The organism is Shewanella sp. Pdp11 (genome assembly GCF_002838165.1).
Classification (GTDB): Bacteria; Pseudomonadota; Gammaproteobacteria; order Enterobacterales; family Shewanellaceae; genus Shewanella; species Shewanella hafniensis.
Window position 1 is genome coordinate 4,022,144 of the sequence record NZ_CP015194.1, and the last position, 15,586, is coordinate 4,037,729.

Annotated in this window: 12 protein-coding genes; 7 read left to right on the forward strand and 5 right to left on the reverse strand. The window is 45.4% G+C overall.

Features of this window, described 5'->3' with window-relative positions; translation table 11 throughout:
- Window positions 1-219: 219 nt before the first annotated feature.
- From AYJ58_RS17775 to AYJ58_RS17795, 5 genes are all read left to right on the forward strand, one after another.
- Complete coding sequence (locus tag AYJ58_RS17775) at window positions 220-963, forward strand: (Fe-S)-binding protein (protein WP_006085148.1); 744 nt, start codon at window positions 220-222, stop codon at window positions 961-963.
- Between the two features lie 10 nt (window positions 964-973).
- On the forward strand, window positions 974-2,371 hold the full coding sequence (locus tag AYJ58_RS17780; protein WP_006085147.1) for a lactate utilization protein B: 1,398 nt from the start codon (window positions 974-976) through the stop codon (window positions 2,369-2,371).
- 1 nt (window position 2,372) lies between these two features.
- Window positions 2,373-2,942: a LutC/YkgG family protein gene (locus AYJ58_RS17785; RefSeq protein ID WP_106651141.1), complete on the forward strand. Its 570-nt coding sequence runs from the start codon at window positions 2,373-2,375 to the stop codon at window positions 2,940-2,942.
- A gap of 349 nt (window positions 2,943-3,291) precedes the next feature.
- Window positions 3,292-4,470, forward strand: coding sequence for an AAA family ATPase (locus tag AYJ58_RS17790; RefSeq protein ID WP_106651142.1), 1,179 nt, complete (start codon window positions 3,292-3,294; stop codon window positions 4,468-4,470).
- A 316-nt stretch (window positions 4,471-4,786) separates the two neighbouring features.
- Complete coding sequence (locus tag AYJ58_RS17795; protein ID WP_001206290.1) at window positions 4,787-5,995, forward strand: IS4-like element IS10A family transposase; 1,209 nt, start codon at window positions 4,787-4,789, stop codon at window positions 5,993-5,995.
- Window positions 5,996-6,045: 50 nt separating this feature from the next.
- Here AYJ58_RS17795 and AYJ58_RS17800 read toward each other — a convergent pair whose 3' ends face one another.
- The 3 genes from AYJ58_RS17800 to AYJ58_RS17815 form a co-directional block, all read right to left on the reverse strand.
- A complete protein-coding gene (locus AYJ58_RS17800; RefSeq protein WP_106651143.1) occupies window positions 6,046-6,711 on the reverse strand; it encodes a hypothetical protein in 666 nt (221 codons plus the stop codon).
- Window positions 6,712-7,171: 460 nt separating this feature from the next.
- Window positions 7,172-8,683, reverse strand: coding sequence for a BAR domain-like protein A BdpA (bdpA, locus tag AYJ58_RS17805; RefSeq protein ID WP_106651144.1), 1,512 nt, complete (start codon window positions 8,681-8,683; stop codon window positions 7,172-7,174).
- Window positions 8,684-9,160: 477 nt separating this feature from the next.
- The gene (locus tag AYJ58_RS17815; RefSeq protein ID WP_106651145.1) at window positions 9,161-10,516 is read right to left on the reverse strand and encodes an MATE family efflux transporter; all 1,356 of its coding nucleotides are present in this window, start codon (window positions 10,514-10,516) and stop codon (window positions 9,161-9,163) included.
- A gap of 400 nt (window positions 10,517-10,916) precedes the next feature.
- On the opposite strand from AYJ58_RS17815, the gene AYJ58_RS17820 reads away from it, so the two are divergent.
- On the forward strand, window positions 10,917-12,458 hold the full coding sequence (locus tag AYJ58_RS17820; protein ID WP_106651146.1) for an MFS transporter: 1,542 nt from the start codon (window positions 10,917-10,919) through the stop codon (window positions 12,456-12,458).
- Window positions 12,459-12,559: 101 nt separating this feature from the next.
- Here the strand turns inward: AYJ58_RS17820 and AYJ58_RS17825 are convergent, their stop codons facing one another.
- The gene (locus AYJ58_RS17825; protein ID WP_106651147.1) at window positions 12,560-13,084 is read right to left on the reverse strand and encodes a DUF3087 family protein; all 525 of its coding nucleotides are present in this window, start codon (window positions 13,082-13,084) and stop codon (window positions 12,560-12,562) included.
- Window positions 13,085-13,475: 391 nt separating this feature from the next.
- On the opposite strand from AYJ58_RS17825, the gene AYJ58_RS17830 reads away from it, so the two are divergent.
- Entirely contained in the window at window positions 13,476-14,237 is a 762-nt protein-coding gene (locus tag AYJ58_RS17830) for a substrate-binding periplasmic protein (RefSeq protein ID WP_106651148.1), read from the forward strand.
- A 126-nt stretch (window positions 14,238-14,363) separates the two neighbouring features.
- On the opposite strand, the gene AYJ58_RS17835 is transcribed toward AYJ58_RS17830, so the two are convergent.
- Window positions 14,364-15,470, reverse strand: coding sequence for a CobW family GTP-binding protein (locus AYJ58_RS17835; RefSeq protein ID WP_106651149.1), 1,107 nt, complete (start codon window positions 15,468-15,470; stop codon window positions 14,364-14,366).
- Window positions 15,471-15,586: the final 116 nt, after the last annotated feature.

Sequence of the window (15,586 nt, forward strand, 5' to 3'; positions counted from 1 at the left end):
CTTGTAGTTAAATTACAAAATAAAACCATAATAAAACAATTAAAATCATAAACTTAAAATATTCTCATTTTTGCAAAAATCTACAAGCTCATTTACTAAATTAGGGCTACTTATTTACTTTAGATAGGCCTATATTTGATCAACTACCTTAGCATTTGTGTGGACTTTGGGGGCACAGTGCAAGGCAATGTCGTTCACTAACAAGAAAGAGAAAACACAATGAAAATCGCCCTTTTCATCCCGTGTCTAGTCAATCAAATGATGCCAGAGGTTGCTATTGCCACCTTGGAATTATTAGAGAAACTTGGGCACCAAGTGATTCTACCTGCGGGTCAAACATGCTGTGGCCAGCCGATGACAAACTCAGGTTGCTTCGATGCAGCGCGCAGTACCACCCTTAAATTGCTCAACGCCTTTAAGGGAGTGGAATGCGACGCTATTGTTTGCCCAGCCGCCTCTTGCTTAGTGGCCGCCAAAGAAAACTTCCACGAGTTTGATAGCAGCCCTGAAGCGCAAGCTGTGATCAACAAGCTCTATGAACTGACAGAGTTTTTACACGATATCGCGCCGATCCCCGCCTTTACCAAGCCCTTCGCGCACAAGGTAAGCCTGCAACTGAGTTGCCATGGTATTCGCATGTTAAGCCTTGCGACACCAAGCGAGCAGATGGGGCCAAGATTCAACAAAGTCGAAGCCGTGCTCGCCAATATTGCGGGTATAGACATAGTCTATCCCGACCGCCGTGACGAATGCTGTGGCTTTGGCGGTACGTTCGCCGTCGATGAGGGCGCTGTGTCAGCCAAAATGGGCAAAGACAAGGCCCAAGCCCACGCGGCAACGGGTGCAGAGTATGTCGTAGGTTTTGATCCTTCATGCCTGTTGCACCTCGATGGCATGATCCGCAGACAGCAATTGCCGATTGAAATTCGCCACATAGCGCAAGTGCTGAACGCCGCGCTTTAGGAGACTCACCATGGCTTACAACCATAATCACGATGCTAGTCAAGGCTCACAGGTCCATGCCCATAAAGCCGATATTTTCTGCCGCGACGAAACCCGTGTCGACTGGCATTCAAAAGCGCTGTGGATGCTCAGAGAAAAACGCGACCGCGCTGCGGGTAGTATCCCAGAGTGGGAACAGCTGCGTCAGTTAGGCTCAGAAATTAAGCTCCATACGCTCACAAATCTTGCCCAATACCTCGAAACCTTTGAGCAAAACTGTATCGCCAACGGCATACAAGTCCATTGGGCAAAAGATGGCGCCGAACATAATCGTATCGTCCATGACATTTTATCGCGCCATAATGTCAAAAAATTAGTGAAGTCTAAGTCAATGCTGACCGAGGAATGTCACCTCAATCCGTACTTAGAACAACGTGGTATTGAAGTCATAGATACTGACTTAGGAGAGCGGATTATTCAGCTCGCCAAAATGCCGCCATCACACATAGTGGTGCCCGCTATTCACATGAAAAAAGAAGAAGTTGGCGACCTCTTCCATGAGAAACTCGGCACTAAAGCAGGGGCAGCCGATCCCTTGTATTTAACCCGTGCCGCCCGCGCACATTTACGAGAAAAATTCCTTACTGCCGATGCCGCGATGACAGGCGTGAACATGGCGATTGCTGACAAAGGCGCCGTGGTGGTTTGTACCAACGAAGGCAACGCCGACATGGGTGCTAACTTGCCTAAACTGCAGTTGCATTCAATGGGGATCGACAAAGTGGTGCCCGATGTGGACAGTGCCGCCGTTTTGCTGCGTACCTTAGCACGTAACGCTACGGGTCAACCTGTTACGACTTATAGCGCCTTTTACCGTGGTCCACAGCCTGCTGGCGAGATGCATATTATTATTGTCGACAATGGTCGCACTGAGATGCTTAAGGATAAAATCCTTGCAGAATCATTGAAGTGTATCCGTTGTGGTGGTTGCCTCAATACCTGCCCTGTGTATCGTCGCTCCGGCGGTTACAGCTACAACTACACCATTCCAGGCCCCATTGGTATCGCTGTAGGCGCTAAGATTGATGACACTAACTCGATTGCCTGGGCCTGTACCTTGTGTGGCAGCTGTACCTATGTCTGCCCAACAAAAGTGCCGCTCGATAAGATTATTTTCCACCACAGACGCCTTAAGGCCGAAGCCGGAAAACTCCCTTATGGCAAAAATAGTTATATGCCATTAGTGGGTAAATTTATGGCAAGTGAAACCATGCTGAATTGCTCTATGAGTGTGGCGAGAACCGCGCTGCGCATTCTACCGGGCAGTCTGTTAAAACCCTTTAGCGGTGCATGGGGTAAATACCGTGAACTGCCCGTCGCCCCGAACTCCAGCTTCGAAGCTTGGTTTAAGAAACATAGGAGCCTATAAGATGTCTAGTAAACTTGAAATTCTCAATGCGCTCAAACTGTCGGCCTTAACCAATCATCCTATGCCAAGCATAGAAGTGGCGCCAAGGCTCGAAAACCTCGTCGGCCAGTTTGAGACTAACCTAAATACGGTGGCGGGCACACTACATAAAGATGGTGGCATCCAAGCCCTACAAGCCAAAGTCGATGAACTCATCGCCCAAGGGTTGCAGGTGATCTCTTTAGTTGATGGCGTAACGGCAAACCGCGAAGTTCCCCCCACCGCCCATGAGCTAAAAGACATAGATTATGCGGTAATTCCAGGTGAAATTGGCGTTGCCGAAAACGGTGCCATCTGGGTGAACAATAAGAATCTAGGCCACAGAGTGACACCTTTTATCTGCGAAAACCTGATCTTAGCCCTACCAACCGATAAAATTGTGCCGAACATGCATCAGGCGGCAAAAGAAATCACGCTAGCCTCAGGTGAGTTCGGGGTGTTTATCGCGGGCCCCTCAAAAACCGCCGATATCGAACAAGCCCTCGTCGTCGGTGCTCACGGCGCCTGCAGCTTGAACGTGTATTTGCTCTGATGCCTCAAGATTTAATGTAACCAAGAAAACACAAAAGTTACGGGGCAATCGAAACACGAAAGCCGACCTTTATTGGCGGCTTTCTTATTTAAACGTTAGCATCAGATGGCGAACGGGCTGTTAAACACGGATGTTGTGCAAGTCAATCAGTGGATGCAAGGCCGCGCCGTCCTACTCTTTGATGAGCGCCGCGGCCTAAAGCAATAGATAGTGATAAGTAGAGGATCTTTATCAAGTCGCTTTAACCTGGTGCGATAGCACAATGCTGAGGATGCCTTGCGAGTCTCCTCGACGCGGCTGGTCGTATTCTCGACTATCTCCATGAGGCATTTATAGTAAAGGTGAGTAAATGAACGAAGTATTACTACAAATAAAGGCGCTCACCAATGGTGATCCTTTGTTGACGGCTGTCATTGTTGGAGTATTAACATTTACGTTAATTGGACTCGTAGGCTACATGCTAAAAGATGTCCCCGCGAAACTGTTAAGTTGGCTCAGTAGCCTGCTGTTTGTGCGGCTCACTATAGACGATAGCCATCAGGCGCGCACAGAGATATTCAATAAGCTGTCCTTTTTGATCAGTAATACTACCATTCCGTTTTTTTCACGCTCTATCTCTGAGGCTGTGTACTTTGACTATAGTGCGAGTTACGACGGGCGTGTCAGTGTTAAGTCTATTGGCTACGGTATGCACCTGTTTAAATACGCTGGTTGTTACATGTTGGCTAGCCGTACTAAGGTCGATAGTACTATGGCATACGATTCTATTACTGTAAGTGCACCCTGGTGGGCAAAAGATAAACTACATAGTTTTTTAGAAGATACTCGTGGGGACATCTCTACTGAGCCAAAAGTGAATATTTTCGAGGAAACCGAATGGTGTCGCTACGGCACATTGAAATCATCGGGGTTTAGTGACTTAGTGCTAGATGAAGGGTTTAAGCAGGAGTTGATGAGGGAAGTTGATAACTTCGCCAGTCGGGGAAAATCGGTTGTCAGTAAGCTAACCATATTACTACATGGAAAAACGGGCACAGGTAAGACGGGTATAGCGAGGGTCTTAGCGGTTGAGTATCATCGCGATCTATACATATTGAATCTATCGACTGTCAATGATGCCACTATTCATAAGGCGATTAGAAAGGTAGCGCCCGGAGCTATGTTGTTAATAGAGGATTGTGACTGTGTAAAGGCTACGGTATCACGTACTGCTGAAAGCAATGTAGATAACCCACCACTCACTTTAGGCGGCGTGCTAAACGCGTTAGACGGCGTCATTCCTCTTGATGACTGCCTTGTCATAATGACCACAAATCATCTTGATAATCTTGATCCAGCGTTAATACGTAAAGGTCGTGTAGATGTCAGTATTGAAGTACCACTTATCAGTGCAAAACAAGTTAATGAAGACTACTTTGAACGTTTTGGCGCAGTGCTTAATAGAACTGAGCCATTGTTAGGTTGTGAAGTCTATGAACTCCATCGCAGAGCGAAGTTAAGATATGGAGTGTGTTGTAAGCCAGTGTAACCCTCTTCCTCTGTAATAGACGGGAGTGTCTTCAACACTTATCTGAGTTCTGCGAGGGCGCGGCCTCATTTTGAGGGGCGCTTAGAAAACCATATCGTTCTGTGAAATTAACCTGACACAGAATTATGTACAGCCTCTACAAACCTCCTTGTTTAATGCTTAACCCAAGCATAGTCGGAGGTTAACAACTGCGCTATTCAGCGCTGGGTGCTGAAGAATCCCCTGATGATTTACAAATAAATCATCAAATTAGGGTGGAAGCGCATCTTGTTGCATGATCAAATGGTTTCGCCAAAAACTACACTTGGACAACAAGATGCGCGAAGCCAATATCCTACAACATTCTTTACACCAATACTGCCCAGAACTTCACCTAAAACGATTAAACAGCTTGATGCTGGCCTCTAAGGCACTGATTGAATGTAAGACACTGACCTTGACTGAGTTAGGTCGAAATTTACCAACCACGGCCCGAACCAAGCACAACATCAAGCGCATTGATCGTTTGCTCGGCAACACGCATCTGCATCAAGAACGGTTAGCTGTCTACCAATGGCATGCCAGCCTCATCTGTTCTGGTAACCCTATGCCGATTGTGCTCGTCGATTGGTCAGACATCCGAGAGCATAAACGCATCATGGCCCTGCGCGCCTCAATAGCCTTCAATGGCCGCTCTATTACCCTGTATGAGAAGTCCTATCCCCTATCAGAACAATGCTCTAAGGCCTCCCACAACGGTTTTTTAGCGGACTTAGCCAAGATTTTACCTTTGCATGTTACCCCTCTCATCGTGACTGACGCGGGGTTCAAAGTGCCTTGGTACAAAGAGGTTGAGGCGCATGGTTGGTTTTGGCTAAGCCGTATTCGCGGTACAGTTCAATTTGCAGATATTGGCGCTGAAAATTGGCGTGCAGTTCGCAGTACACATGACTTGGCCAACGGTCAAGCGAAGAGCCTGGGTTGTAAGACCTTGACCAAAACTAACCCTATCAATTGCCATCTCACGCTTTATCGTAGCAAACCTAAGGGGCGTACAAATCAGCGTTCAACGAGGACTAATTGCCACCATCCATCGGCAAAAACGTACTCAACATCGGCGAAAGAGCCTTGGGTGTTAGCCAGCAATTTACCACCAGAATCTCGGAGCCCAAAGCAGCTGGTAAACCTGTACGCCAAACGTATGCAAATAGAGGAAACCTTTCGTGACCTCAAAAGCCCGGCATACGGCTTTGGCTTACGCCAAAGTCGTACCAACAGTCCAGAGCGATTCGACATCATCCTACTGATAGCGTTGATGGTTCAATGCCTGTTGTGGCTAGTTGGTTTACACGCACAGCAACAGGGCTGGGATAAGCATTTTCAGGCCAATACCATTGGGCATCGAACGGTACTCTCAACGATTCGCTTGGGATTGGAGGTACTCAGGCGGCCTGATTATCAAATCACGGAGAAAGAATTGCTGGCGGCCTGGGTATTATTCGCCAATCAGTTGCTCAAATATGGCTATGCTATGGCTGATTTATGAGGGGATCCTTCAGCGCTGGGTGTCACTGTATTCTTTTTCCATAGATAAATTTATTTATGCAAATAAAATCCAAACTTTTCAAGATATTGTCTATTACGTATTTTTATTTTTTCTATATATTCATTTGTTTTATCTTCCCCCATATCTAGACAAGATAAAAACTCAACCACATCGCCTTCTATTAATGGATATCCCCCCTTTGATTCTATTGCATTTCTAATTATCTTTTCTCCAAGCAACTTATCACCAACACAGTAATGCAACAGGCCTAAATTCAACTGACTATATACACCAGAAACTGATGATGGAAATAAACTTAACAGTTTAATAAAATCATTTTGTGTTTTTACATCATCAAAGTCTTTTACTCTTTGGGTAATATAATCAGCCACCTCATTTATCAATGTATCCTCATCTTTTTTAGGCGATAATAATTCAGAATTTACATTATATGAAATTAGTCCACTACGTCTTCCTCCAAGTTCCCATCCATCAAAAACCCAAAACGTTAGTGGTTCACTAGGGTAAGAAAAATGAATCAACGGGCAAAACCAAGTACAAACTAAAATACCTGCGCGAGCTTTGATAAGAAAAACACCTTTCAAGAGTTCGTCATCTGAGCTCTTTGAAACAAATATTTTTGCCAATTTAAACTTAGAAACAAAAAACAAACCACTTAAATTATCAGAAAGCTTGGAGTAAAAATTTTTATTCATATACGCCTCGTTAAAAGATTATTAATTACATTGTACCAAAACAAAAATATAGCTATCCATTTTAGATCAAAAACATAATGCACTTTTGGTTTATCTACAACTTGTACGAGCTAAAATAGCTTAAACTAGAGTCATTAAAAAATTAGTGTATTTAAGACATGCTAACAAAAAAATCTAGCCATCAATTTTAGATCAACAACATAATGCACTTTCAGTTTGCCTACAACCTGCTCTGGCTAAAATGACTTGAATAAGAGTGTTCAAAAGCAACGAGACTTCATTTGAGGCAAAAAACGTTCTAGCTAATTAAAAATAGGTGCATTTCAGACGAGGACAGTGCTCCCATAGAGACTTATTTAACAATCGCTTTGGTAAATTGAGGATATAAAAATGGCAGCGAAAAAGATTTGCGCTGCCATTTCGGTGAAAAAAGCTCAGTCGATGTTGTTACAACAATCCTTTACATAAAGGCTTTAGTGAACGCTTCCTTCGACTGGCGAATATAGTTACGGGCGCTTTGGGCGTGTTGCTCCCATACGGCGCGATCGCTTGGGTCGGTGAAGGGGTTTTGCTCAGTGGCAATTGAGCGCTCAAATTTGTCGTAGAAGGTTAGCATGGCCGAAGTGATCTGGTTAAAACGCTCCTTGAATTCTTGAAATTCATCAATTTTTTCAGTGGTTTTAATCATGTACTGCACCAGTTCAGCATTGCTATTCGAAGCCAATAAAGCTTCGGCTTTGGCGCTGATATTGGCACTGGCCTCAGTAATCACAAGTGCTCGGGTTTGCTCGTCTTTACTCATCACTCGGCTGTAGTTTTCAGGCGTGCGGGCAATGCCGGCATGCTGCAAATAGCCACGTAGATGCTTATCGAGATCCTTACGAAACGTATCTAAGTTCTTCTGCATGCTAACTAAATCATTGTCTAGTGCCGTGACTTGTTGCAGCTCTTTTTCGATTTCAGACATAAAGCGTTCGGCCTGCTGATAAATTTTCAGGCCATTTTCTTCGGCAAACTTTTTATCGCTACGGCTCAGGTCGCTGTTGTCATAGTTGGAGCGATCAAAGGTCGCGGCCAAGAATGATTTAAAAGGTTCGGCAAAGGCGGAATAAGCACCGGCACTGACCACATTTAAGGTCGCGGTGGCTAAATCGCCAAAGGGTTTCACCATAGAGCCCAAGCGTGCCTGCTGGATAGGTGATGCCACACGTTTAGTGTCGGAAAGCACCGACCTAAAGGTGTTATATCCCATAGGGTTAGACATCTTGTTGCGCTCAGAGGTTGCCAACACAAAGGTGATACTGGAATAGATGGCATTCGAGTATTCGAGGTATTGTCTTTGGCTCTCAAGCTGGGCGGCGTAGTTTTTGCCTAAGGTGCGGAATGACTCAGACTGCACTTCGTAGTTCTTGTCAGCTTTAAGCTTATCTAAAATCCCGCCGATAATTTTCTGCTCATTTTTTTGCAGGGCCATATCGAGGCGAATTTTATCTAAGCTCAAATCATCAAGACTGATGGGACCATTAATGGACTCAATGTCGAGGCGAATATACTGGCGGCTCGGATCGTCGATAGAGACTCGGTGCGCTAAATATTCGTTCGCACCCGGAGTGATATCGATTAAGGCAACATGCTGCCACTGGGCATCGAGTTTTAATACTGGTGAGGTTAATACATTGATCCGATACTGGGTTTGAGTATTTTGAGTTTTAACCCAAAACTCCAATAGACCCGCTTCAGAAATGGGATACTTGCTGACTATGCTGCTATTGCCTTCGGCACATAACAACGCACTTTCGCCACTGTGGGGTTCCGCGCCTTCAAATTGACAACCCATGATCCACGACCAAGGTTGAGATAAACGATTACCTTCAAAGTCGCTGGCAAACACTAACTCATTCTCTTTGGCACTGGCATTAACATTGGTTAACACGCCAAGCAACAGCATAGAAATGACTGCAGTGGTGCGCATAAGGGCCTCATAAAACATAAATTACTAAAATCAACGAGCGAGTCATTCGGCTCAATACCCAGTTATATCGACGATCAACTGACCTAAGCTTCAAAGCGAATTAGACTTGTTTTCTGAGGATTGTGACCTCGAAAAAACCGCCCGCTTGAAGGCGTCATTTTTGATAGCAGATTAAACCAGCGAAATGTATCAGAGGCCATCATCCCACGCTAGCCCTAAGTCATGTTTGGCGCACAAAGATAGTCGTTGAATGGCAATCGGGGCCATGAATCGCCCCGATACTGAAAACAATAGTGAAATTAATGGTGAAATCAATTGTAAAATCGATTATGAAACTCAGGCAAAACTAACCACTTATTGCCCTGATCTATCACCGCCCTTCCTGCTTATCTGGCCGCCTTAGCCTTGCTTTGCCCTCTTCCCTCATCATAAACTCACGCTAAAAGCAGACACCAGCAAGACCTAAGCTAAGCAGAATTATTGCAGCCGCGTCTCGACTCGCTTCATAGCGTAGAACATCCATATCGTCAGAATAGTGCTACAGGTTGCGAGCGATATCCACACGCCAATCACGCCAAACATCCAAGCGAAGCAATAGATAATCGCCGCGATCAGGATAAGTTTCGCGCCCGTCAGCATAGAGGCTTGTCTCGAGCAATTAATCGCTTGGAAGAAACTCGCACCGACTAAGATTAAGCCTTCCATAGGTAAGCCCCAGAAATACCAGCGCATCCCTTCAATCGCCACGGGCGTTAGGTTCTGATTATCACCGGCAAACAAATACACTAACCAATCAGGGCGAGAATAAATCAATGCTAAGCCCAAGGCTGCGGTGAGTAGCGTCATGCCAAAGGCAATATTGCGTGCTTGCTTAACCCTATCGAAACGCCCAGCACCCGCATTGAAGCTGTAAATAGGCTGCGTGCCGAGGGCAATACCTTCAAAAATCAAATAGAAGAATGCTTCTGTGTAACTGACTACGCCATAGGCTGCCACGTGTAAAGGCCCGCCCACCCACAAAAAAGCCGTGTTGTGCAGAGTTAACACTATCGACAAATACAGGTTCATCAAAAAGCTGGGGAAACCGACACGGGCTATGTTCAAACAATTGTCGAGCTTAAGCTTCATCTGCTCAAGGTCGATCCTCAACTGAGTACGAGGACTAAAAAAATGCTGCAAACACAAAAGCCCTGTCACCGCCTGCGACATCATAGTCGCAATCGCTGCGCCCGCTAAACCAAAGGGGAAAACCACAATAAACAGCCAGTCTAAGAAAGTGTTTAATACACCACCCAAAATCAGCACCCAAGTCACCATGGATGGCCTGCCATCATTACGCAGCAGTGTGGTGAAGGTCATTGAAATTATGGGAAAATGACACAGTGCAAAATACCAGAATAAGTATTCATTAGCATTTTCGAGCATCTCCCCTTGCGCCCCAAGGGCGACCAAAATATCTCGCGAGAATATCCCGCCAACAAGGGCAAAAAAGCATCCGGTTAATAAACATAACGTAAAGGCATTACCCAGTAGTTTACGGGCCTTGACTACATTACCTTGACCAAGATTGATCGACACTAATGCTGCGCTACCCATACCTATCATGGCGCCAATAGCGTATAAAATCGCGCCCACAGGGTAAGCTAACATCATCCCCGCCAGCCCTGTTTCACCTAAATAGTGGCCAACAAAGATGCCATCAATTGTCACATATACGCCCGTCACCAACATAGAAGCTATGGTGGGTATGGTATAGCGCCAAAAAAGCTTCGCAATCGGCTCCTCGAGCAAGCTCATATCCGCAGGAGCATGATTAGATGTTGTTGCTGTCATTAGCGTTTCTCACAAAAAGGGGAGCTAGAGTCGTATCTATCTAGAAAAATGATCGGGTGAACAAAAATGCGACAATGGATTGTACCTAAAAATAGCGAGAACTCAAAGCATGTTCATTGTGAATAATTAACAATAAAGATTAATCATCACAATGACTTAAGCAGAAACAGTCCAATTTCAGCCAAATGACAAACTCAGTACAGTTCAATAACAGATGTGGGTTAATTCATCATTTTCTGCTACTTTTTTGGTGTTTAAGGCCGAATTAGGTAAAGTATTAGCTCAAGCAAGCCCATTATCGTATTTAAACAAGATGAAATCATTAACTTCATAAATTTAAGTTTTTGATAATTAATGGGTTAAACAGAAATAAATTCAATAACAATAATAAGGGAAGGACATGAGTCAGAATAGTCCAAATGCAGGCAACGATCTGCGAGAAGTCAAACAGCTCGGCATGTGGGCCTCCATTACTAGCTTAGGTTATGTGTTTTGGTTAGTTGGCGGGATGGAGTTAGTCGAGCGTATCGCCTACTACGGTGTTAAAGCCAGTGCAGGGCTGTACGCTAAAGCGCCAGAGTCTGCGGGCGGCCTTGGTATCAGCCTGAGTGACTACGGCATTATTATTTCCCTCTGGGCGATCATGCAAACCTTTGTGCCCGTGTTCACCGGTGGCATGTCTGACCGAGTGGGCTACAAAGAAACCATCTTCGGCTCCACCATCATTAAAATCTTTGGCTATCTCGTCATGGCATTCTTCCCCAGCTTTTGGGGCTTCCTTGTCGGTGCATTACTCCTTGCCATTGGCACAGGGATATTTAAACCGGGCATTCAAGGCACCTTAGTGCTGTCCACTAATCGCAATAACACTTCAATGGCTTGGGGCATTTTTTACCAAGTTGTAAACATTGGCGGTTTCCTCGGACCCTTAGTTGCCGTACATATGCGCCAATTGTCGTGGGACAATGTATTTTTCGCCTGCGCCGCAATTATCTCACTCAACTTCTTATTCTTACTCACCTATACCGAGCCTGGTAAAGCCGAGCGACTGGAACGCAATAAGCAAATAAAATCGGGTGAAGTCGAACAAGAATCCCTGTGGCGTGATGCTTGGCGCGAGCTGAAAAAGCCGATTGTAATCTACTATATGCTCGTTTTTTCAGGATTTTGGTTCTTGTTCAATGCCTTATTCGATGTACTGCCTATCCATATTTCCGAATGGGTCGATACCAGCGTAATCGTCACCTCCCTCTTTGGCAGCGAAGGCACCAGTAACGGCATTCTGCAATTTTGGCTTGGCCTCAATAACGAAGGCACTAAGGTGATGCCAGAAGGCATGCTCAACCTTAATGCGGGCCTGATCATGACCTGCTGTTTTATCGTCGCGGCACTGACGGCTAAATACCGTATCACTACCGCCATGTTTATTGGTTGTTTGCTGAGTATTTTAGCTTTTGTGTTTATCGGTGCTTTCCATGCGGCATGGTTTATCGTTTTCGCGATTGCCATGTTCTCCATTGGCGAAATGATGATTAGCCCGAAGAAAAACGAGTTTATGGGTAATATTGCTCCCGAAGGTAAAAAAGCCATGTACTTGGGCTTTGTGATGTTACCCCAAGGGATCGGCTGGGGATTAGAAGGCTACTTTGGCCCTAAACTCTATGAAATTTATGCATCGAAAGAATTGTTTTCGCGGGATTTATTGTTAGAGCGCGGCATGAACAGCACTGAGGTTAGCGCCATTCCTCAAGGTGAAGCCTTTACTACCTTGGTGAGCTACACAGGTGAAAGCGCCCAGGAACTCACCCAACTGCTGTACCACAGCCATAACATTGGCATGGCGTGGTACATCATCGCCGCCATAGGGACTATCTCAGCGGTGGGGATTTTTATCTATGGTAAGTGGTTACTCACACTGCAAAGAGCCCAACAAGCAGCCTAAGCGGGACTCGCTAACCTCATTCGAGGTAAGGGCGATAAAGACAATATAAGGGCTAAATAAAGGGCAAGGTGAGGAGCGATCTTCATCTTGCCTTATCAGTATCAAAAAGGACGCGTCAGCAGCTCAGGCGTAAATTGTTCAGGCGACAGCAATAAACCTAAGCTCTCGATTTGTGCATTCAAACGATTGAGATCTTGAGTCAGCGCAGGCAAGGTCAGGGTATTGTCATCGAGCTCATACACTTGCCTTAAACTTGTGTAATAAAACAGCAGTATAATCAAAGCATTCACATCATTTTGCGCCGCAGCGGCTTTAATCTTTATCAACTTGCGATAAATACGATTATGGAGCTGCTTTAATTGCCACACATAATAAATTTCGCTGAAGAAGGGTTTGTCCTTCAAGTTATAAATCACTGCGCTACACAGACCCAGACTGAAAATCACCCCTAAGAGATTCAAATGGAAATTACCTGTAGGCTCGCCCGGCACAGGCGTTGTCCCAAACAGCGCAATCAGCCCTGCACCCAAAAGCAATGACAGCACGACTAAGCTAACAACTAAAATTACGATGAATAAATTCATGTTTTTACGATACAAGGTTTTATCTATTTCCTGCAGCTTCATAACATCCCGCTTAAATAGGCCGCCTAGCGTTGGCGTATCAATCAATTAGTGGCAGAGCATACCCCAATCCCCTTTATTCGGCCTTAACTGATTTAAACGCATAACGAAAATACATTTCTCATCCTCACCCGCAAGCGATACAAATTGACACCTTTAGGTATCATTAAACGGTCTGAAGAATAGGATGATGTATCAATTGAAGATCAACGGCTTAATACCCTTACGATTCTCACTAATCTCACGTTTATCTCAAAACATAAAAATGTTAACGTGCGCCCCAATCAAGGTAAAATTTGCTAACCTTAATCTCAGTGAATTTCATCATGGTATCGCCACCTTTTACGAGATACCTAGCCTTAAGCTCCCGCATTCAAACCACACAAGGAATGCCATGATACTCAGCAAAGCCTTTGCACAAGTCGTCCTTTTGGCGCTCAGCAGCCTTTGCTTGACTGCGCAGGCCAAAGACCTGCTCGCGGTGGGTGCGAGCTTCAGCCAAATTTTCGAACTACAGCCCAATGGCGAATATACCGGCTTAGGTGTCGATATTTTAAATCGCTTCGCCCAGCAGCAAAGTGTGAACATTCACTACCAAATTACCCCTTGGCGCCGTGCCATTTCTATGGTCGAACGTGGCCAAGCGGATATTCTGATTGGTCCCTACGATACCCCAGAGCGTGAAGCAAACTTGGCTTTTGCGACGAAAGCCTTTTACCGCGATAATATGGTGTTCTATGCCCGTGTAGGCCATGAAATTGTCTGGAATGGCGACTATGCCAGCATTAAAGGTCAACGGATTGGTAAGATGCAGGGGTGGAGTTATGGCCCGACGTTTAATGAACAAACTAAATCTTTTAATATCAATGAATTTGTCGATATTAAAAGCGGAATAGAACGCCTCTCTCGGGGGGATTTAGATTTACTCGCCACAAACAGCCGCAATACCGATGCCGTGCTCGCCCAAATCAAAATCCCTAAGGCGATTACCCCAATCACACCGATAATCGATCTCCAAGACGGGTATATGGCATTTCCGAAGCAGGCGAAATTCGATCCCTTAAGACAAAGGTTTGACCGTTTTTTCGAGGACATGATCCAAAATGGCACCTTTACGACACTCGGCCAAGAATATCGTGTAACCTTACCTTACTGAGCCGGCGCGACTGATCATGCACGACTGTTCCTTCATGTACGACCGCTGCAACTTTATTAGCACCCGCCTAACCTATGCTCACATGTGTAATAAAGGGCGATGGGAAAGTCAATGAGCAGTTAATCGTTAACAAAGACAGGCGAGCAACTGCTGCTCTATCTCGTCCCAATTGACGTCATTCACTGTAATCATCTCAAGTCTGGAATCTAAGGTGTCATCGAGTTCAACCACAGTAAACTCATGATCAATCCAGTTAAATCCAGCGATCCCCTCAGAGGTGATCATTACAGCCTTTAACCTCAGCAAGACTTGCCCGACGTCTGATGACTGAGTGTAACGCTGAATTAACGCCATTAATTTATCGAAATCAAACTCTTGTCTTGGTTCAAACACCCAGCCGCAGCTAAAACAGCCTTCGCCTTGATTCTGCTTGCGCACTATGCCACGTGCATCGAATTCGAGAGCGACTTCGATTGCGCCTTCGGCAAAAAGGCTTAGCTCACTCAAACGCGAACCACCCGTGCGGAACAGGCTTGGCGCTGTCGTCGGTAGGCTGCCCAGCTTTAAGCCCACGCTAGCATGCCCATTTATATTGAGTGACACGCGCCTTGGTTGGTTTAAATAATCCAGCAGCGCGCTAGGTAAAGGTTGCTGGTTAGTGTGGCTCACAACAGGAATATCAGTGCGCTCGATATGACTTAAATAGGTCTGTAACTCATAGAGTAACTTAGTATTTTCAGCGTCATATAAATCCGACTTAGTCGCGATAATCACATCGGCCACTTGCAGCTGTTGGATGAAGTTTGCATGTTCGCGATAGCGGGGATCGTGGATTTTACGCGCGTCCACCAAACATAAAGTACTGCGCAGTGAAATCACATTCTGATAATGGGGTGCACTCAATACTTTAATGATTTCATTAGGATGCCCAAGCCCAGTCGGTTCTATCAATAAGCGATCAGGTTTTGCTTTCGCAATCAACTGATTGATCGCCACTTGCGTCGGCACGCCCGCGGCACAGCACATACAGCCACCCGCCACCTCACGAATTTGTATGCCGTTATCGGAGGAGTTCAGTAACCCCGCATCAATGCCGACCTCACCAAACTCATTGACCAGCACAGCCCAAGTCTCATCCGCGGGTTTAGTCGCCAGCAATTGTTTAATCAAAGAGGTTTTACCTACACCTAAAAAACCTGTGATGATATTAGTGGGAATCGCTTTGATAATCATAAGGAAACTCGCTCGAATAGAAAGCTTGGCGCTCGAGTGTAGAAGTATTGGCTTTGAAGCTCAACAAAAAGCGCATCGGTGAGGATGCGCTTTTAGAATGGCGACGAGCAATTTAA

Bases quoted from the DNA above. Each gene is read 5' to 3' on its own strand.
- AYJ58_RS17800 (WP_106651143.1), bottom strand. From the start codon at position 6,711: ATGAATAAAAATTTTTACTCCAAGCTTTCTGATAATTTAAGTGGTTTG.
- AYJ58_RS17820 (WP_106651146.1), top strand. From the start codon at position 10,917: ATGAGTCAGAATAGTCCAAATGCAGGCAACGATCTGCGAGAAGTCAAA.
- bdpA (WP_106651144.1), bottom strand. From the start codon at position 8,683: ATGCGCACCACTGCAGTCATTTCTATGCTGTTGCTTGGCGTGTTAACC.
- AYJ58_RS17790 (WP_106651142.1), top strand. From the start codon at position 3,292: ATGAACGAAGTATTACTACAAATAAAGGCGCTCACCAATGGTGATCCT.
- AYJ58_RS17795 (WP_001206290.1), top strand. From the start codon at position 4,787: ATGCGCGAAGCCAATATCCTACAACATTCTTTACACCAATACTGCCCA.
- AYJ58_RS17825 (WP_106651147.1), bottom strand. From the start codon at position 13,084: ATGAAGCTGCAGGAAATAGATAAAACCTTGTATCGTAAAAACATGAAT.
- AYJ58_RS17775 (WP_006085148.1), top strand. From the start codon at position 220: ATGAAAATCGCCCTTTTCATCCCGTGTCTAGTCAATCAAATGATGCCA.
- AYJ58_RS17785 (WP_106651141.1), top strand. From the start codon at position 2,373: ATGTCTAGTAAACTTGAAATTCTCAATGCGCTCAAACTGTCGGCCTTA.
- AYJ58_RS17815 (WP_106651145.1), bottom strand. From the start codon at position 10,516: ATGACAGCAACAACATCTAATCATGCTCCTGCGGATATGAGCTTGCTC.
- AYJ58_RS17835 (WP_106651149.1), bottom strand. From the start codon at position 15,470: ATGATTATCAAAGCGATTCCCACTAATATCATCACAGGTTTTTTAGGT.
- AYJ58_RS17780 (WP_006085147.1), top strand. From the start codon at position 974: ATGGCTTACAACCATAATCACGATGCTAGTCAAGGCTCACAGGTCCAT.
- AYJ58_RS17830 (WP_106651148.1), top strand. From the start codon at position 13,476: ATGATACTCAGCAAAGCCTTTGCACAAGTCGTCCTTTTGGCGCTCAGC.